The 18,818-nt window shown below is 67.2% G+C and carries 16 protein-coding genes and 1 riboswitch; of the genes, 11 read left to right on the forward strand and 5 right to left on the reverse strand.

Annotation, left to right across the window (positions count from 1 at the left end; genetic code table 11):
- The first annotated feature begins 56 nt into the window (after window positions 1–56).
- Window positions 57–2,012, forward strand: coding sequence for a PAS domain-containing sensor histidine kinase (locus ABNQ39_RS05855; protein WP_376959457.1), 1,956 nt, complete (start codon window positions 57–59; stop codon window positions 2,010–2,012).
- Window positions 2,013–2,038: 26 nt separating this feature from the next.
- Here the strand turns inward: ABNQ39_RS05855 and ABNQ39_RS05860 are convergent, their stop codons facing one another.
- On the reverse strand, window positions 2,039–4,480 hold the full coding sequence (locus ABNQ39_RS05860) for a hybrid sensor histidine kinase/response regulator (protein ID WP_376959458.1): 2,442 nt from the start codon (window positions 4,478–4,480) through the stop codon (window positions 2,039–2,041).
- Between the two features lie 347 nt (window positions 4,481–4,827).
- On the opposite strand from ABNQ39_RS05860, the gene murJ reads away from it, so the two are divergent.
- Window positions 4,828–6,402 carry a murein biosynthesis integral membrane protein MurJ gene (gene murJ / locus ABNQ39_RS05865; protein WP_376959459.1) on the forward strand — a complete coding sequence of 525 codons (1,575 nt, stop codon included), beginning with the start codon at window positions 4,828–4,830 and terminating at the stop codon, window positions 6,400–6,402.
- A 62-nt stretch (window positions 6,403–6,464) separates the two neighbouring features.
- Here murJ and ABNQ39_RS05870 read toward each other — a convergent pair whose 3' ends face one another.
- Entirely contained in the window at window positions 6,465–7,322 is an 858-nt protein-coding gene (locus tag ABNQ39_RS05870) for an AraC family transcriptional regulator (protein ID WP_376959460.1), read from the reverse strand.
- 175 nt (window positions 7,323–7,497) lie between these two features.
- Window positions 7,498–7,577, forward strand: a riboswitch (SAM riboswitch).
- A gap of 80 nt (window positions 7,578–7,657) precedes the next feature.
- Between ABNQ39_RS05870 and metZ the strand changes: the two genes are divergently transcribed.
- Window positions 7,658–8,866 (forward strand): O-succinylhomoserine sulfhydrylase, encoded by a 1,209-nt coding sequence (gene metZ / locus ABNQ39_RS05875; protein WP_376959461.1) that lies wholly within the window; start codon window positions 7,658–7,660, stop codon window positions 8,864–8,866.
- Window positions 8,867–8,950: 84 nt separating this feature from the next.
- Complete coding sequence (locus ABNQ39_RS05880; protein WP_109048286.1) at window positions 8,951–9,466, forward strand: phasin family protein; 516 nt, start codon at window positions 8,951–8,953, stop codon at window positions 9,464–9,466.
- Between the two features lie 4 nt (window positions 9,467–9,470).
- On the opposite strand, the gene ABNQ39_RS05885 is transcribed toward ABNQ39_RS05880, so the two are convergent.
- The gene (locus ABNQ39_RS05885) at window positions 9,471–10,493 is read right to left on the reverse strand and encodes a cation diffusion facilitator family transporter (RefSeq protein WP_428846396.1); all 1,023 of its coding nucleotides are present in this window, start codon (window positions 10,491–10,493) and stop codon (window positions 9,471–9,473) included.
- 142 nt (window positions 10,494–10,635) lie between these two features.
- On the opposite strand from ABNQ39_RS05885, the gene ABNQ39_RS05890 reads away from it, so the two are divergent.
- Window positions 10,636–11,055, forward strand: coding sequence for an OsmC family protein (locus tag ABNQ39_RS05890; protein ID WP_376959462.1), 420 nt, complete (start codon window positions 10,636–10,638; stop codon window positions 11,053–11,055).
- 120 nt (window positions 11,056–11,175) lie between these two features.
- The gene (locus tag ABNQ39_RS05895; RefSeq protein WP_376959463.1) at window positions 11,176–13,215 is read left to right on the forward strand and encodes a YjbH domain-containing protein; all 2,040 of its coding nucleotides are present in this window, start codon (window positions 11,176–11,178) and stop codon (window positions 13,213–13,215) included.
- A gap of 62 nt (window positions 13,216–13,277) precedes the next feature.
- Here ABNQ39_RS05895 and ABNQ39_RS05900 read toward each other — a convergent pair whose 3' ends face one another.
- Window positions 13,278–13,709, reverse strand: coding sequence for a hypothetical protein (locus ABNQ39_RS05900; RefSeq protein WP_376959464.1), 432 nt, complete (start codon window positions 13,707–13,709; stop codon window positions 13,278–13,280).
- Window positions 13,710–14,053: 344 nt separating this feature from the next.
- Here ABNQ39_RS05900 and ABNQ39_RS05905 point away from each other — a divergent pair, with 344 nt between their 5' ends.
- Complete coding sequence (locus tag ABNQ39_RS05905) at window positions 14,054–14,218, forward strand: DUF1328 domain-containing protein (protein ID WP_042689062.1); 165 nt, start codon at window positions 14,054–14,056, stop codon at window positions 14,216–14,218.
- Window positions 14,219–14,545: 327 nt separating this feature from the next.
- On the opposite strand, the gene ABNQ39_RS05910 is transcribed toward ABNQ39_RS05905, so the two are convergent.
- Entirely contained in the window at window positions 14,546–15,361 is an 816-nt protein-coding gene (locus ABNQ39_RS05910; protein WP_376959465.1) for an RNA polymerase sigma factor, read from the reverse strand.
- Window positions 15,362–15,688: 327 nt separating this feature from the next.
- Between ABNQ39_RS05910 and ABNQ39_RS05915 the strand changes: the two genes are divergently transcribed.
- The 4 genes from ABNQ39_RS05915 to ABNQ39_RS05930 all read left to right on the forward strand — a co-directional run bounded on the left by ABNQ39_RS05915 (window position 15,689) and on the right by ABNQ39_RS05930 (window position 18,810).
- Entirely contained in the window at window positions 15,689–16,954 is a 1,266-nt protein-coding gene (locus tag ABNQ39_RS05915; protein WP_376959466.1) for a lytic transglycosylase domain-containing protein, read from the forward strand.
- A 201-nt stretch (window positions 16,955–17,155) separates the two neighbouring features.
- Entirely contained in the window at window positions 17,156–17,491 is a 336-nt protein-coding gene (locus ABNQ39_RS05920; RefSeq protein WP_376959467.1) for a hypothetical protein, read from the forward strand.
- 129 nt (window positions 17,492–17,620) lie between these two features.
- The gene (locus ABNQ39_RS05925; RefSeq protein WP_376959468.1) at window positions 17,621–17,932 is read left to right on the forward strand and encodes a hypothetical protein; all 312 of its coding nucleotides are present in this window, start codon (window positions 17,621–17,623) and stop codon (window positions 17,930–17,932) included.
- Window positions 17,929–18,810 carry a class I SAM-dependent methyltransferase gene (locus tag ABNQ39_RS05930; RefSeq protein WP_376959469.1) on the forward strand — a complete coding sequence of 294 codons (882 nt, stop codon included), beginning with the start codon at window positions 17,929–17,931 and terminating at the stop codon, window positions 18,808–18,810. The genes ABNQ39_RS05925 and ABNQ39_RS05930 overlap by 4 nt, the downstream gene beginning before the upstream one ends.
- The last annotated feature ends 8 nt before the right edge of the window (window positions 18,811–18,818 follow it).

Genomic DNA, 18,818 nt, shown 5'->3' on the forward strand with positions numbered 1-18,818 from the left:
TGTAGTGTCCGCCGACAGTTGCGCCCGTGGATCGGGCGCGGACTGTGGAGATGCACATGACGACAGCGGGTCAGGCGATGGACGTGACGGGGGCTCCGGGGCAGGAGACCGGTTCCGTACCGGCAGCGCCCGCCCCATCCTCCGCATCATCCTCCGTACCCACGCTTTTCGATGCCCTGCCCGTCGCCGCCCTGCTCCGCGAGCCCGACGGGCGGCTGCGCGGCAATCGCCGCTTTCTCGACCGCTACGGCAACACCGATGCCTTCACCGCCGACCTTTCCGACGTCGTCCCCGGCGACGAGCGGGACGTCAGCGTCCAGTCAGCCGGCGGCGAGCCCCGCGACCTGCTGGTCCGCGTCGGCGGTCCGCCTTGGATCGCGACGGTGGAGGACGTCACCGAACAGCGCCGCACCGCCCGCGGGCTGGAACTGGCGACCGAGAATCTCGAAGAGGCCTATCACACCGCCAAGCTCGGCTACTGGGAATACGGCATCCAGTCCGGCGAACTGGTGCTGAGCGACGCCGGGCTGGCGGTGCTGGGCCATGAGCGCGACCGCTTCGCCGGAGGGTTCGACGGCCTGCTGGGCATCCTGCACCCCGACGACCGACCACGCTTCGGCAACATGCTGGAAAGCGTGGTCGGCAATCCCCAGCGCGTCTATGTCGAATACCGCGTCCACGACCGTGACGGCCGCGTCCGCTACGTCTCCGCCTCCTGCGCGCCGCGGCTGGATGCGCAGCAGCGGCTGACTCACGTCTTCGGCGTGCTGATGGACAGCACCGAGCGGGCGGAGGCCGCGGCCCAGCTCGAGGCCGCCAAGCAGCGGCTGGAGGAAGCCTACCGCACCGGCCATCTCGGCTATTGGGAGTACGGCATCCACAGCGGCACGCTGGTGTGGAACCGCGAGGCCTTCGGCATCTACGGCCAGGATCCGGACCGGTTCGAGCCGACCTTCGACAATCTGCTGGGCATCCTGCACCCCGATGACCGCATGTCCTTCGGCAACATGCTGGAAAGCGTGATCGGCAACTCCCGCCGCGTCTATGTCGAATACCGGGTGATCGATCCGGCAGGGGAGGTCCGCTACGTCTCCTCCTCCTGCGCGCCGCGCTTCGATCTGGACGGGCGCCTGACCCACCTGTTCGGCGTCATGCTCGACACCACCGAGCGGGCGCGGGCGGCCGACGCCCTGCGCGCCGCCAAGGACCGGGTGGAGCAGGCCTATCGCGAGTTGCAGGCCGCTCAGGACAGTCTGGTCCAGACCGAGAAGATGGCATCCCTCGGCCAGCTCGTCGCCGGCGTGGCGCACGAGGTGAACGGGCCGGTCGGCGTGGCGCTGACCACCGCCTCCCACCTGCTGAGCCGGGCGGAGGACGTGAAGCGCCAGTTCGCCGCCAACGCCCTGACCCGCTCGGCCCTGGCCGGTTTCCTGGAGGTGGCGCAGGAGGCCGGGCAACTGCTGGTCGGCAACACCGAACGCATCGCCGCGCTGGTCCACATGTTCAAGCAGGTGGCAGCCGACCAGACCGGCGACGAGCGCCGCACATTCTACCTGCGCGAATACACCGAGGACGTGCTGCTGAGCCTGCACACCCAGATCGGCTCCTCCGGCCACCGCGTGGAACTGGCCTGTCCGGAGGCGCTCCAACTGGAAAGCTTCCCCGGCGCCTTCGCCCGCGTGCTGACCCATCTGGTGCGCAATTCACTGACGCATGCCTTCCGGCCGGAGCAGAGCGGCCGGATCACCATCGACATCCATGCCGACGGCGACGACTGGATCGAGGTGGTTCACAGCGACGACGGCCAGGGGATCCTGGAAGCCGACCTGCCCCGGATCTTCGACCCCTTCTTCACCACCGCACGTCATGCCGGCTGCGTCGGGCTGGGGCTTCACATCGCCTACAATCTGGCGACACAGACGCTCGGCGGCCAGTTGAGCGTCCGCAACACCCCCGGCCACGGCGCCGTCTTCACCCTGCGGGTGCCGCGGCAGGCACCGGACCTCGGCTGATCCCCGGGGCACCGACCCGCCGCAGGTCAGGCAACGGTCTGGCGTTCGTGCCGCAGCGGTTCCAGCGCCTCGGCCACCGCGCGGCGCAGGTCGGCGGCGATCACCGGCTTGTGCATCACGCGGAAATTGCCGGCCTCCGCCTCCTGCGCGCGGGCGGGGGCGGTGTCGCCGGTGACGAGGATGCCCGGCAGGATGCGGCCCAAGGCCAGCCGCACCTCGCGGATCGCCTCCGTTCCGGTGCGGCCGTCGCGCAGGCGGTAATCAGCGACGATCAGGTCGGGCGCCGGCCCGCGATTGGCGAGGTCCAGGGCCTCGGCGCAGGATTCGGCGGCCATGACGCCATAGCCCCACTCGGCCAGCATGGCCCGCAGCCCTTCACGGACGATCATGTCGTCCTCGATCACCAGTACCGTCGTGGCGAAGGCCGGACGAGGAGAGCACGGAGCCGGCGCCGGTTTCCCCGCCGGAGGATCGGCAACGGGAAGCTCGACCGCGAAGACCGATCCTTCGCCGGGTGTCGACCGCACCGTCACCCGATGGCCCAGCATGACCGACAGCCGCCGCACCACCGCCAGCCCGAGCCCCAGCCCCTGGTCGCGGTTGCGGCTGGCGTTGCCGACCTGCACGAACTCCTGGAAGATGTCCTCCTGCTGGTCGGCGGGAATGCCGATGCCGGTGTCCCACACCTCGATGCGCAGCGTGTGGCCGCGGCGGCGGCAGCCGATCAGGATGCGGCCCTTGTCGGTGTAGCGCAGGGCGTTTTCCACCAGATTCTGCAGGATGCGGCAGAGCAGCATCGGGTCGCTGCGCACATGAACGCTGCTCGGCACGATGTGCAGGAGCAGCCCCTTCTGGACGGCGACCGGCCGGCTGTTGGCGGCGACGCGGTCCATCACCTCCGCCAGCGCAAAGACCTCGACCTCCGGCACCACCGCGCCCGCTTCCAGCCGGGAGACGTCCAGCAACCCGTCGAGCAGCATCTTCAAGGCGCCGAGCGCCCGCTCCATCGTGCCCAGGACATTGCGGGTCATGGGGTCGCTGACACGGCTCGACAGCACCTCCATCAGCAGCATCAGCGACTGTACCGGCTGGCGTAAATCGTGGCTGGCGGCGGCCAAGAACTTGGACTTGGCGACATTCGCCCGGTCCGCCTCCCGCCTCGCGTCGGTCAGCGCCGCCTGGGCACGCTTGTGCTCGGAGATGTCGCGGACGGTGGCGATCAGGCTGACCAGCCGGTTGTCGTGATCGCGGACCGGCGACGCACTCAGTTCCAGGCAGCGCGACCCTTTCGGGTCCGCCCCCTCCTCGTCGGGGTCGGAGCGGGTCAGTTCCACGCGCGCATCGCGTCCGACGACGATGGCGTCGCGCAGGGGCTGCAAGGCCGCACGGTCCTTGGTCGCCCGCTCCAGCGCAGTGAGGGCGCCGCTGCCCATCAGGGCGGAAATCGGCGCACCCAGCAGCTGTTCGAGCGCCGGATTGACATAGACGATGGGCATGCCCGGCTGGGTGGCGTCGGCGATCATGATGCCGTCGTTGCTCCAGGCCAGCGCCCTGTTGCGCACCCGCAGCGCCCGGTCGGTATGCCGGCGCCATTGCAGCTCGACGATGAAGGCGATGACAAACAGCAGGATCACCACCGTGGTGGCGACCGCCCAGCCGATGTAGAGGCGGGCATTGTCGCGCCAGGGACCGAACACCGTCTCCACCGATTCGCCGACGATGGCGACCACCGGATAGTCGGGTGCCGACCGGAAGGCGGTGATCCGCTCCACCCCGTCGACCGGACTGACCATGCGGATATGGCCGACGGGATGCTGCCTGATCGCCTGCCACAGTTCGTTGTTGGTGGTTCCCCGCCCCGTAACGCTGTTGGCCCCTGCGTTGCGGGCGATGATGACCCCGTCGGTCCGCAGCAGCGTCGCCGCCCCATCGGCCGGCAAACCGAGCACGCGGTAATAGCGGGCGAAGGATTCGACCGGAATATCGGCGACCGCGATCCCGGCGAAGGTGCCGTCGGCATTCTCCAGCCGGCGCGAAACCGGGATCAGCAGATCCTGCGTTTCGGACGACGCATAGGGCATGCCGATCACCAGCCCGCGCGGTGCGGCGTCGCGGGCAATGCGGAACTCGTCGCGGTCGGTGACGGCACCCTGGAAGGTGGCCCGCCCCCCGCCCATGGTCAGCAGGCCCGAAGCGTCATAGACGCGAACCCCCACCACCAGACCTTCTTCGAAGGCCCGCCGGGAATCCAGGCGCATGGCACGGTTGCGCTCGGTGTTGGCGATCAGGTCCAGCAGCAGGTCGTCGACGCGGCGGAAGGTGGAAACCGCATGCTCCTCCACCAGGCGGGCGACGACGGCGGTCTTCTCATGGGCGGTCAGGTCGAGCAGACTCTCTTCCCGATGGAGGCGGTCGAGCAGAATCCACCACAAGGCGGCGATGGCCAGCGCGACCGCCAGGGCGGGCAAGACCAAGCGCCCGCCGAAACCGGAAAAAAGCCAGAGCGCCCGCTTCACGTATACCCCGAACGCAGTGGATCGTCCGCCGGCCGTGTCCATCGCCAGGAAAGCGGACGCCCGCGGCAGGCGGACGCAAGCATGCCGCAACGCAGATGCCGACGCAACGCCGTAACCGGCAAGGTGGCACCGGCGGACAGTTGCTCCACCCATGCAGACCGCCCGCCCATTCCTTTCGTCCACGGCGTTCCAAGACACCCTCCGGCGCACGGGACCGCAGGAGCGAAGGGAGGGCGGCGGCATCGACCGCGCCGAAAAGCCGGCTTTGCTGCGCTGCCGCAGCCGGCTATACCGCCGCGATGAGCTTCGCACGCGCCATCGCCACCGTCGGCGGACTGACCCTGCTGAGCCGGCTGGCCGGCTTCGCACGCGACATTTTGACCGCGGCGGTGCTGGGCGCCGGACCGGTCGCCGACGCCTTCTTCGTCGCGCTGAAGCTGCCCAACCTGTTCCGCCGGCTGTTCGCGGAGGGTGCTTTCGGCGTCGCCTTCGTCCCGCTGTTCGCCGCCGAGCTTCAGACCCGCGGACGCAGCGCCGCCATCCGTTTCGCGGAGGAGGCGCTGGCGATGCTGCTGGCGATGCTGCTGCCCTTCACGCTGGCAGCCATCGTCGCCATGCCCTTGCTCATGCACGGCCTCGCCCCCGGCTTCGTCGACGAACCGGCCAAGTTCGCCCTGGCGGTGGATATGGCGCGGCTGACCTTTCCCTATCTGGCGCTGATCTCGCTGGTGGCGCTGCTGGGCGGCGTGCTGAACGCGCTCGACCGTTTCGGCCCGTTCGCCGCGGCGCCCATCGCCTTCAACCTGACGCTGGTCGCCGCCCTGCTGATCGCCCCGCGGCTGGGTCTGGAACCCGGTACCGCCATGGCGGCGGCGGTGACCCTGTCGGGGGTAGTTCAGGTCTCCTGGATGGCCTGGGCCTGCGCCAAGGCGGGAGTGGTGCTGACACTGCGCCCACCGCGGATGACAGAGGGGATGCGGCGGCTGTTCCGGCTGATCGGACCGGGCGCCATCGGTGCCGGGGTCATGCAGATCAACCTGTTCCTGAACATCGTGCTTGCTTCGCTGCTGCCGTCGGGCGCGGTGTCCTTCCTCTATTATGCCGACCGGCTGAACCAGATGCCGCTGGGCGTCATCGGCATCGCCATTGGCACCGCCCTTCTGCCGGTGCTGGCCCGCCATGTCGCCGCCGGGGACGAGCGGATGGTCCGCCATTACCTGAGCCGCGCGCTGGAGTTCAGCCTGCTGCTCGGCCTGCCGGCCGCGGTCGCGCTCGGCGTGGCGGGGACGCCCATCGTCGCCGTCCTGTTCCAGCGTGGCGCCTTCGGTCCGGAGGAGGCGCACGCCACCGCGATGGCGCTCGCCGCCTACGCCATCGGCATCCCGGCCTATGTGATCGTGAAGTCGCTGAACGCCGCCTTCTTCGCCCGCCACGACACGGTGACCCCGGTGCGCGTCGCCGTCATCGTGACGGTGGCGACCGCCCTGCTGGCGCTGCTGCTGATGCCCTGGCTGGGTCATGTCGGCATTGCGCTGTCCACCGGGCTGACGGCCTGGCTGGATGTCGCGCTGCTGGTGGCGGCGATGCGCAAGCGCGGCCTGTTCGATCTGGATGAGCGCCTGAAGCGCCGCGCCCCCCGGATCGCGGCGGCTGCGGCCGGCATGGGAGCTGCACTTCTGGCTGGCGGGCATGTGCTGACGCCCTGGCTGGACGCACCCTCCACCGCAGTGCGGTTCCTGGCGCTGGCCTTGCTCGTCGCTGGTGGCGCCACGGCTTTCGGCGCGCTGGCGACGCTGCTGGGCGGGGCCAGATTGGGAGACGTCAAGGGAATGCTGTCGAAATCGGCGCAACCCGGCAAAGAGCAGATCGGCTGAATCACGACCATCGGAAGCGGCGCCACCTCCGAGGCCTGCTGATCGGCTTGGATTTTCTCGGATTACTTTAAGGGCAGATAAACGTCGGTCAGAAGATCTTGTTCCGCCGTTTCCCCGATGAAGTTCAGATAATGGAAATAAACCGGGAAATCGCGAAGCTCTTCGCCGCTTTCCGGCAGCCATCGGCCATACAGAAACCTCACCACCTCGCCGATCTGCTCATGCGAACCCCGGTGCCTGACGACGGCGCACCGTCCACCGGGGATGAGTTTCTTTACGATCCCTTGCGGGTTTTCGGGCACCTCGCCATCGATCTCTCCGCAGATGTCGAACCGAAAGTCGGCCGGCTCGGTGGTTTCGGGGTTGTCGAACGCGACGCCGAAGGTCCGGCACCGGTCGCGCGGCGATAGACCGCTGGTCTTGCGCCAGTCGATGAAGATGCGAACCGAGTCATTCACGTCTTCGATCGGTCCCCGATGACAGTAGGCCGCCACCTGCACAGGCGCGAAGTCGACGATTGAAACATCCATGGTCCTGATCCTTTTCTTTTTGATGTGACGATAGCGGTCGTGCCACTGCCGCCATTCCGGAGTTTTCCTGAACTCGGACGGGGTCTGGCCGAACGTCTTCCTGAAGGCGCGGGAGAAGGACTCCGGTGTCTCGAAGCCGGCATCCAGGGCAATATCGATGACCTTGTCGGCCGGATAGAAGGCCAGCCGGAACGACGCCCGCTTCAACCGCGCAAGCTGGATGTATTTCCCGACGCTGATGTCAAAATGAGCCGAGAAGAGACGGTGAAAATGGAACTTCGAGAGACAGGCGACATCGCTCAGTCTGTCGAGCGACAGGTCTCCTTCCAGATTCTGGTCGATATAGTCGAACAGCCTGGAAAACCTTTCATCGTATTCCCGCCTGCTCATCGTCTGTCTGGCCTCCACACGGTTGATGGGAGAGACCATAAGCCGGCGGTTCGGCGGCCGTCCTGGCACATCTTGCTGAATATCGGCTGCGGTTTCGGATCGGCGGGGCGCCTGGATTACGGAGAAAAGATTGCGGCGCTACCCCTCTTGACGGCGGTCATAGGCAGTCGTACAAGCGGATCCACGTGGTGATTTGGTCGACCGGCTTGCGGGCCACGTAAAACAACCCGCTAAAAAGGTCCGAGCCGCGTCCGCGCCTCGACCCGATCGGTCGGGGCGTTTTTTGTTTGCGGCCGGCCTTGCCCCACCGGCGATCATCAGGGGAGAGTCGCGGAATGTCGCGCACCGATCATCGCAATCCGAACGTCGCGGGGCTACGCCCCCGCTCCAAGCTGGTCCATGGCGGCATCCGCCGCTCGCAGTTCGACGAAACCTGCGAGGCTCTGTACCAGACCTCCGGCTTCGTCTACGGCTCGGCGGAAGAGGCGGAGAACGCCTTTGCCAACGACGGCGCGCGCCACGTCTATTCCCGCTTCCGCAACCCGACCTCGGCGATGTTCGAGGATCGGCTGGCCGAATATGAGGGGGCGGAATGGGCCTATGCCACCGCCAGCGGCATGGCCGCGGTGCATGGCGCGCTGATGAGCGGCCTGCGCACCGGCGACCGGGTGGTGGCGCCGCGGGCGCTCTTCATCTCCTGCTACTGGATCCTGAAGGAGCTGTGTAGCCGCTACGGCATCGAAACGGTGTTCGTCGACGGCACCAACCTGGCCGAGTGGGAAGAGGCGCTGTCCAAGCCGGCCAAGGCGGTCTTCCTGGAAACCCCGTCCAACCCCGGGCTCGAGGTCGTCGATCTCCGGGCCGTCTGCGATCTCGCCCACAAGGCGGGCGCGGTGGTCGTGGTCGACAATGCCTTCGCCACGCCGGTGCTCCAGCGTCCGTTCGACTTCGGCGCCGATGTCATCATCTATTCGGCGACCAAGCACATCGACGGCCAGGGCCGCTGCCTGGGCGGCGTCATCCTCGCCAAGGACAAGAAATACGCCTCCGAGGTCATCCATCCCTTCCTGCGCAACACCGGCCCGACCATCTCCCCGTTCAATTCCTGGCTGCTGCTGAAGGGGATGGAGACGCTGGAACTGCGCGTGCAGGCCCAGTCGGCGGCCGGGCTCCAGGTCGCGGAGTTCCTGGAAAGCCATCCGAAGGTGGCCCAGGTGCTATACCCGCTGCTGCCCAGCCATCCGCAGTACGATCTGGTGCGCAAGCAGATGACCGGTGGCGGCAACATGCTGTCGGTCTTCCTCAAGGGCGGCAAGACCGAGGCGTTCAACATGCTGAACGGCCTGCGCATGGTGATGATCTCCAACAATCTGGGCGATTCGAAGAGCCTGGTCACCCACCCCGCCACCACCACCCATTGCAAGCTGACGGACGAGGAGAAGGCCGCCGCCCGGATCGAACCCGGCCTCCTGCGCCTGTCCGTTGGTCTAGAGGATCCCCAGGACATCATGGAAGATCTCGACCGCGCGCTCGCCGAGGCGTAAAGATCGTGCCGGAACTTATGTTGCAGTGCAGCGTTGACCCTGCAGTCAGGTTCCGGCAACGATTTCTTCAGAGAGGCGACGCCCATGTCACGAGAGAATGCCGGCAACGGCCACCCCACCGACAGGCTGATGGCAGTGGCGGGCCAGATCACCAAGACCGGCCTTCGCGGTGGTGAAATGGGCGTCGCTGCGGCGCAGACCATCGGCTATCGCACCGCGATGATGACCGCGGCGCTGTCGAACCCCATCGACTTCGCCAATCCGGAATTCATCCGCATGGGTGCGGAGAAGGTGGAAGCAGCGGTGGAGGCCTTCCACGCCGTCGCCACCGGCATCGGCGAGTTCGGGCAGGCCTGGATCACCATGATCACCAAGCAGACCCAGGCAGCCGCCACCACCATCGGCGGCCTCGCCAGCTGCAAGAACCCGGTCGAGATCATCGATGTCCAGCAGCGGTTGCTGGCGGATGTCGTCGATGCCGGCATCCATGCCAACCTGCGCCTGATCGAGGCGACGGCCTCCCTCGCCGCCGCCGGCATGAACCCCGCCTACCGCAAGGTGCGCGCCAACGCCCGCCGCCTGGCGCGCGAACAGGCCTGACCGATCAAACCACGTCCGCGGGAGCAAGGCGGCAGCAGGCGCCGTCATGCTCCACCTGGATGGTGACGTGGCCGATGCCGAAGCGGTCCTTCAGCACCGTCGAGATTTCCAGCAGCAGCGCATCGTCCTGCCCCATGCCGGGACGGACGAGATGGGCGGTCAGGGCGGTTTCGGTCGTGCTGATCGGCCATATGTGCAGGTCATGCACGGCGGTGACACCGGGCATTCCGGCCAGATACCGTTCAACTCCCACCCGGTCGACGCCGTCCGGCACCGCGCCCATCGCCAAGCGCACCGAATCGCGCAGCAATCCCCAGGTGCCGGCGACGATGACCAGGGCGATGAGGATGCTGGTCACCGGATCCAGCCACAGCCAGCCGGTGAAGCGGATTACCAGCGCCGCCACCACCACGCCCAGCGATACCGCCGCGTCGGCCGCCATGTGCAGATAGGCGCCGCGCAGGTTGATGTCGTGCTTCTGCCCGCCCATGAACAGCCAGGCGGTCCAGCCATTGATGAGGATGCCGACCGCCGCAACCACCATCACCGTCGTTTCCCCGACCGGTTCCGGATCGGCAAGGCGGTTGACCGCCTCCAGCAAGATGGCGCCGACAGCGATCAGCAGGATCATGGCATTCAGCAGCGACGCCAGGATCGAGGCGTTGCCGAAGCCATAAGTATAGCGTCCCTGCGGAATCCGCCGCCCGAGCCACACCGCTCCCCAGGCCAGCAGCAACCCCATCACGTCGCTGAGATTGTGCCCGGCGTCGGCGATCAGGGCGGTGGAGTTGGCGATCAGCCCATAGACCGCCTCCACCACCACGAAGCCGATGTTCAGCAGCGCCCCCAGCGCAAAGGAGCGGTCGTAGCGCACCGGCCCGTGGTGGTGTTGGTGGCCGGCATGGCCGTGTTCGGAATGGCCGTGATCGGAATGGTCATGCCCGGCATGATCTTCGTCGAGGTGGGTGGAACCGCCGTGGGAATGGCCGTGCGGCATGATGGTGGGTCCCGTTGTCGGATTGTGCATCGCAGCGCACCGGAGTCTGGGCGCTCAAGGGCCTTTGGACAAGCCCGACATTGGATGGCGCAGCGCGCCTCTTGCGCCGATCCGTCGCGGCGCCTAGCTTCGCGCGGTCACTCACGATCACCAGTGAACGAAGGAAATGGTCATGAAGGCGCGCGTCACCTGGGTGGACGGCAAGATGTTCGTCGGCGAATCCGGCAGCGGCCATGCCGTGGTGATGGATGGCGCCGTGGAAGCCGGTGGCCGCAACGCCGGCATCCGGCCGATGGAAATGCTGCTGATCGGCATGGGCGGCTGCACCTGCTTCGACGTGGTGATGATCCTGGAAAAGGGCCGCCAGCAGATCACCGACTGCGTCGCCGCCATCGAGGCGGAGCGGGCGGACACCGACCCGAAGGTCTTCACCAAGATCCATGTCCACTTCACCGTGACCGGCCGCAATCTCGACCCGGCGAAGGTCGAGCGCGCCATCGCCCTGTCGGCGGAAAAATACTGCTCGGCCTCCATCATGCTGGGCCAGACCGCGACCATCACCCACGACTTCGAAGTGGTCGAGGCGCCGTAACAGGGCAGCTCCATAGCTTTTCAGTTGCATCCATACGCATGACTCGCGAAGGATCGGATATCTGCCCCGAACCTTCGCGATCATCGCGTGCGCTCCCTCATTATCGCTTCCCTTCTTTCGATGCTCACCTCCCTCGCGGTCGCCGGAGAGGCAAGGGTCAGCCTGTCCGACTGGGGCGGGATCGGGCTGTTGCAGATGCCGAACGCCCGGATGGCGCCCGACGGGTCGATGAGCGGCGGGTTGACCGCGCTCGGCGATCTGCACCGCCATTACACGATCTCGGCCCAGCCGCTGCCCTGGCTGGAGGTCACCGGGCGCAACAGCGCCTATCCCGGCTATTACGGGCTCACCGAACCCGGTCTCGACCTGAAGCTCCGCCTGCGGCCTGAGGATGAGCATGGGCCGGCAATCGTGGTCGGCGGACGCGACGTCACCGGCTCGGGGCTGGACCTGCCGGGCAAAGGCCGCTTCGCCGGCGAATACATCGCCTTGTCGCGCCGCTGGTGGGATATCGACCTGACGCTGGGCATGGGGTGGGGAACGCTGGGAGAAGCCGGCCAACTGCGCAACCCGCTGCGTTTCCTGGGCGGCCGGTTCCGCCGCGACCGCGACCCTTCCGCTTGGCCGACCACCCGCGGCCCTAAGGCATGGTTCAGCGGCGAACGGGTGGCGCTGTTCGGCGGCGCAGAGTGGCACCTGCCGGTCGACGGTCTGAGCCTGAAGCTGGAATCCTCCGGCGACCGCTTCCGCGCCCAGCGACAGGATGAGCCGGGCTTCGATCCCGGCAGCCGCTACAGTCTTGGCCTGTCCTGGCGCCCCACCTCCTGGGCCGATCTGGGCGCAGCCTATGAGCAGGGACGCCGCTTGATGCTGCGGCTCTCGGTCCGCTTCGATCCGGCGGTGGATGCCGACAAACCCGACCGCCCTCCCCCGACCATCGGCCCGCGCCCCTCGGCCGGATCGGCCTTGTCCGCCGATGCCATTGCCCTGGTGGCCCGCAGCCGGGGCCTGCCCGTCCGCTCGGTGCGGATCGAGGGGGAACTGGCGACCCTGTGGCTCGACCCGGCCGGGAGCGGGCGGATGCCGGTGGCACGCGAGGTCGGCGATGCCGCCCGCCTGCTCGCCGACCTCGCTCCGCCCGGGGTCGAGCGGCTCCGCATCGTCACCGGCGCCGCAGGTCTCGATGCTGCGGCCGTGACCCTGCTCCGCCGCGACCTGGAACGGGCCGCGAACCATCGCGGCAGCGCCGAGGAGGTCTGGCAAACCACGCAACTCGCCCCGGCGGCCGAACCGCCGCCCGACTGGCGCCCCTCCCTCGATCTCTCAACCCGGCTCGTCGCCACCTTCGATCTGGCGGAGTTGGGAACCCCATTGGCCCAGCGCACCCACACGGATGTGATGCTGCGGGCGGAGCCGATGCGCGGGCTGGTGCTGGGCGGCGGACTGCGCATCAACGCGCCGAGCGATCTGGAGCTGCTGGACACCAATGCCCTGCCGGCGGCACAGCCCGTGCGCAGCGATCTGCCGCGCTACGCCGACCGCCAGATGTCACTCGACCATGCCTATGGGGCATGGCTCGCCCGTCCGGCGGATGGGCTGACCACCCGGCTGTCCGCCGGCCATCTGGAGGAGATGTATGGCGGCATCGGTGCCGAGGTGCTGGTGCAGCCGCTCGCCGCACGCTGGGCGCTGGGCCTCGACCTCAACCATGTGTGGAAGCGGCGGCCGGACAGCCTGTTCGGCTTCGACCGCACCGATGCCCGCGGCACCGGCCATGCCAGCGTCTATTGGGAATCGCCGGGGGCCGACACCACGACCGCGCTTCGGCTCGGCCGCTATCTTGGCGGCGACTGGGGCGGCACAGTGGAGGTGATGCGCCGCTTCGACGGCGGCATCGGGCTGACCGCCCATGCCACCTGGACCGAAGGGCCGGACGGGGCGCAAAGCCGGTTCGGCGGAAGGATGGACTGGGGACTGGCGCTTGTGGTGCCTATCGCCGCATCGGGCTGGCTGCCGGTCGGCGGCACGGTGGAGACGGCGGTGCGCACGCTGGGCCGCGATGCCGGACAGCGTCTGCAACAGCCGCTGCCGCTCTACGATCTCCGTGTGCCGGGAGGCGTCGGACGCCTCACCGGCACATGGTCGCGGCTGCTCAATTAGAGTGTGATCGGTTCAAGCGGAACCGCTTGAAGCGTGAATCACACGGAAAACCAAACTCTAAATCAACGGATCGGCTTGCTGCCCGGCGTGACGACGGGAGCGGTGGCCGGCGCCCTGGCCGGCGTCGTTGAGGAGTTGCGCGGGTCGAGCACCACCGTCGTCCACTGCCCCTGCGGGGTCATGGCGTTGGCGACATAGCGGTCGCCTTCCTTGCGGAAGTCGCGCACCGAGACATAGCCGGCGGCGCTGAGCTGGTTGAGCAGCGTCGTCTGTTGCAGCTCGATCGGCTTCTGTCCCCGGCCACGGCGCCCGGCGAGATCGGAGGAGGATCCTCCAGCGGAGCCGGTCATGCCCGACAGATCGCTGCCGGTGCTGCCGGAATAGTTCTGACTGGAATAGGTGGAGTAGCCTTGCGAATAGGTCTGCTGCGCCATCGCCGCCGGAACCATCGCGACTGAGGCGGCCATCGCCGCCAGGATCAATCCGGTCTTCATCTTGTCCTCGCTCGTTGTCGTCCCCCATGGCCGGCGGATGCCGGACCTCATAACAAGCGGAAACGCGCAGACAGCCCCATTGTTGCATAAATGCCAGTCCGCACCAGCCCTGCGGCGCTCCGATACTCCGGCCGATCAGGAACAGGGAACATCGCGCCCACGGCGTTGTTCTGATCTTCGAATGCCGCCGCACCGGCTGTGCTTACCGTCTCCCCGCCCCGACTTGCATGCCCAAGCAGAGGCCAGGAGATGGAGACGACGGGACGGCGGATGCGGCCACGACTTGTCTCATGCGTGACGCCGGCAGTCCTTGGTGACTATTCGGCCAAGCGAGGGAGGGTATGATGCTCTATTGGGCTCTCGTTTTCTTCGTCATCGCGCTGATCGCCGGCGCACTCGGGTTCGGTGGAATTGCGTCGGCCAGTTCCGGCATCGCGCAGATCCTGTTCTTCCTGTTCCTGGTCCTGTTCGCCATCAGCCTGATCATGGGTCTGGTCCGGCGACGCTAGCCAAGCTGCCAAACCGGCCGGCCTAAGGTTCCTGCGGGACGGAACCTCCTTCGGGCCGGCCGGTTGAACGCAGTGTCTCCTGAGGCTGCAAGACTCTCTCTCCTCCAGAGATGCCGTCGGCACCGGTAGCCCTGACAGCGTCTCAATCTTCCCCGCCTCCGGCGGCGTCCGTACGGGCGCCGCCATTCTTTTTTGTCTGCGGCCAAAAGCGACGGACAGAAGGCCGCAGACATGGAAACGGGGCGCCCGGTTACCGGACGCCCCGCGGAAATCAGCACTTTTCGGCACTCGGCGAACACGCGCCCGCCACGATCAGGCGTTGGACGATCAGGCGTCTGCGTCGTCCGACGGGCTTTCCCCCTCCATCAGCAGGCGGAGGGCGCGGCGGCCACGCGACAGGCGCGACTTCACCGTGCCGATGGAAATTCCCAGGATGTCGGCCGCCTCGTTGTAGGAAATTCCTTCCAGCCCGATCAGCAGAACCACTTCGCGCTGCTCGTTCGGCAGCAGGGCCAGCGCCCGGCGCAGGTCCCGCAGTTCCATCCGTACAAACTGCGATCCGGGAGCGGCACCGATGGCGGCCTGCGCCTCGGCGTCGATGTCGACGACCGGCTGGCGGCGGCGCACACCGTTGATGTGCAGATTGCGCAGAATGGTGAACAGCCAAGCCCGCAGGTTGGTGCCGGGACGCCACAGATGCAGGCGCGACAGGGCGCGTTCAAGACATTCCTGCACCAGATCGTCGGCCAGGGTGGCATCGCGCACCATCGCACGGGCGAAGCGGCGCAGGCGTGGGATTTCCTCTTCGATCTGACGGATCACCGCCGGGTCGGGCGGTGCGTTGGGGTCGGGGCGGAAGTCGTCCTCCGCAGCGGCCTGGACAACCGTGTCCGCGCCGTCGGCAAGATCGGCATCGGTATCGACATCGGCCGGGGCTTCGTCGATTTCGGTGCTGGCTTCGGCCATCTTGGCCTCCGCATGGGCAGTCAAATGGGTCTCCATCCCGGCATCGGCGGTGTCTTGGTCAAGATACGTCGGCAGGCGGTCCGAACGGGTCCGGCCAACGGCCTCGGCGCCGAAGGGCACCGGCTCGACCGGGACGCGCTGTCGGTGGCTCAAGGTGGTCGCGACGTGGTTCGCCATCGGTGAAACGATGCCTCCTTCAATGCCGTTCGCCACGGCGGCTCTCCGCGTCTTGGTGCGGATTGCTTTGCCGGGGCCTCCGGCGCGACGGCCCCGGACAATGGAGAGTCTCCGTCGTCCGGGGCCGTCGAATTCGCAGCCGATTATCTGGCCCGATCCGTACTTAATGAGCGCACAAAGGAGCTGCCAGTTGGGAAAAAGGCTAGTGGGTCATACAATGGAGACAATTAACCCCTAGAGTACCCCTGCTATTCCACACCAATCACCGTTCGGGCATTGGCTTAAAACATGGTCGTTCGTTATTTCTCCAACTCGATTGGAGGACGCATGACCAACGCGAAAAGAAAAAGACCGACCGACACCAGTCGATCGGCCTATGTATTTTTTATTGGCGGCGGCGCATCAACCTCTTACGGTGATGTATTTCCCAGCAGCCAGCCTTCCGTTTTGGCTTATGCCGCCATGCCTGGCACCCGGCCAGTTGGGTGCAGTGGCGTCCTCCCTGAAAACTCTGCTTCCGACCTTTTGATGGTCTCCAAAAGCTCGAAGAAAATCATACAGGGGGGTCCGGTGGAAGACCACACGAACCTTTGCGGTACACCGTCCGCGTTTGGCGCTCCATCAACCTCGCAAGGCAATGCCAGGCGGCGGACCCGCGGCATGCGCCTGTCGGCGTTCGCAGCGGCGGCGCTCCTGCCTTGCCTGCTGGCCTCGGCACCGGCCAGCGCCGGCATTGCAGAGAAAACCGTCGCCGCGCTTGAGGCGTTGGCCAACAAAGGCAGCGCCCGCGCCCAGTATGAACTGGCACAGCATTATGAACGCGCCGACGGGGTGAAGGCCGATCCGCGGCTGGCCTTATCCCTCTATTGCCGGGCTGCCCGCCAGGATTACTCCGACGCCGCGCTGATGGCCGGGCGGATGCACATGGCCGGCCTGGGTGGCGTGTCCAAGGATGCCGACCTCGGCCGTGCCTGGCTGCGCAAGGCCGCAGCCTTGGGCAACGAGCAGGCGGAGCGTCTGGTCGGCAGCGCCGGGGGTACGGTGAAGACGCCGGACCGTTGCGAGCCGCCCAACCTGCGCTGGGGCATCATCCGCAAGCCGCCGGCGGAAATCCGCGCGATGGTTCAGAAGATGGCGCCGACCTACGGCCTCGATCCCGATCTGGTGCTCGCCGTCATCGCGGTGGAATCCGGCTATCGCGTCGATGTCGTCTCGAACAAGAACGCCCAGGGGCTGATGCAGCTGATCCCGGAGACGGCGGAGCGCTTCGGCGTATCCGACCCGTTCAATGCGGAACAGAATATGCGCGGCGGCATGAAGTATCTGCGCTGGCTGCTGGCCTACTTCAACGGCAACGTCGCCTATGCGCTGGCCGGCTACAACGCCGGCGAGGGCGCCGTGCTGCAATACAAGGGCATTCCGCCCTACCGCGAGACGCAGGATTACGTGACCAAGATCCGCGGGATCTACGCACAGACCTATCATCCGTTCAACCGCGACATCGTGCAGTCGGCCGGCCTCGTCAGCAGCGCGCGAGAGGAAGTGGCCGAACTGTCGCTTTCGACCAAGGCGCGCAGCAGCGGAAAACGATGAGAACGGGAGATTGCGACTCGGAAAAATGCGACTCGAGCGACTCGGGCGGCGCTTGGTTAACACTTTGGTTATAAACTGACGATTACCCTCGGGGAACGACGGATTTCGCAAGCGTTGGCGCCTTTCGGGACGCCTTCCCGCGTCACCCGCCAGTGTCTCACCCGCAACGTTTCATCCGAACGTTTCCCGAGGACCTGCCCGATGCCCATGGCCGCCGACGTCGACACCATCGAACGCACCTCCATCGTCGCCTACACGCTGCTGAACGAGCTTCATGAAGTCCTGGCCCTGCCCAAGGCTCCGGACGACGTTACGCTGGGCATCCTGATGGGCATGGCCATGTTCCTCGACGACAAGGTCGGCCCGATGCGCGCCAAGCGCCTGATGGCCGAGGCGCCTACCATCGTGCTGAAGACGGATGCCCACGTCACCACCGACCAGACCCAGCGGATCATGCCGGTCCTGCGCGCCTTCGGCGACCACCTGAAGGAACTGCGCATGAAGGCGGAACGTCCGGTCACCGGCTCCGTCGGCTAACCGCGGCAGCCTTCCAGGTTGTTTTTCCGACAGCGTGGACCCGGCACCCAGCTCGGTGCCGGGTCCGTTGCGTTCATGGATTGTCAGGCTGCTTGACCATCGGGTGAAATGGGCGGAAGCTTCGCGCCCATGGACTGGTTCACCGGGATCAGCATCGTCACCATCGCGGCCGGCGTGACCATCAGCCTTGTCGTGCTGGTGGCCGTCGGATCGATCAGGCGCAGCCAGAACGAGGCGGCATCCCGCCAGTCCCAGCAAATCCGCAAGCTGACGGAGACGGTGGCGACGCTGTCCCAGCAGCAGCAGGCGGCGCAGACCCGCATCCAACAATTGACCGACGCCAACCGCAAGCTGTCCGACGAACTGTCGGCCCTGGGTGAGCGGCTGAGCGATGCCGACACGGTCCAGCGCGTGGCCGGCACGGCGAGGCTTCTCCATTGACCGCAACCACCCGTCCCGACGCCGCACCTGCGGATGCCGCCACGCCCGATGGTGCTATGCCTAATGCCGGCCGCGAGCGTGACCGCTGGACCGCCAGCGCCGACGCCTGGGACCGCTGGGCCGATCCGATGGCCGATCTGGCCGACAAGCTGAACCGCCCGCTGCTCGACGCGGCGGGGCTGGTCGAGGGTCACCGCCTGCTCGACCTTGCATCGGGTGCGGGGGAGCCCGCCTTGAGCGCCGCGCGCCGGGCCGGCCGGAACGGGCTGGTGGTCGGAAGCGATCTGGTCCCCGGCATGATGGCCGGCGCCGTCCGCCGCGCCCGGAGCGTGGAGGGGCCGGCCCCCGCCTTCACCGCCGCCGACATGACCGCCCTGCCCTTTCCCGACGCCGCGTTCGACGGGGTGACCTGCCGCTTCGGCATCATGTTCGTGCCGACGGTGGAAACCGCCCTGCGCGAGGTGCGGCGTGTCCTGCGTCCTGGTGGCAAGGCCGCCTTCATGGTGTGGGGGCCGCGCGCCGGGAACGGCCTATTCGCGGAGATCGGCGACGCGGTGGCCGACCATCTCGGCGAGGATGGCAGCCTGGATCCGCTGTTCCGCTTCGCGGCACCGGGGCTGCTGTCCGACCTGATGCGCACCGCCGGCTTCGCCGAGACATCGGAAACCGACCTGACCCCGGTCCGCAAGGCGCCGGCCGGCCAGCCCTTCTGGCATGCCGCCCTCGACATGAGCTTCGGCCACCGGCTCGGTGGATTGACCGCGGAACAGCGAAAGGCGCTGGAGGCCGACATCGCCCGACGGTTCGACGCTAGGGCGGTGGACGGCATCGTGCCGGTGCCGTCGCATGCGCGGATCGTGGTCGGGGTGGCGGGTTAGCGCCACCC

The organism is Azospirillum sp. A26 (assembly GCF_042604635.1).
Lineage (GTDB): Bacteria > Pseudomonadota > Alphaproteobacteria > Azospirillales > Azospirillaceae > Azospirillum > Azospirillum palustre.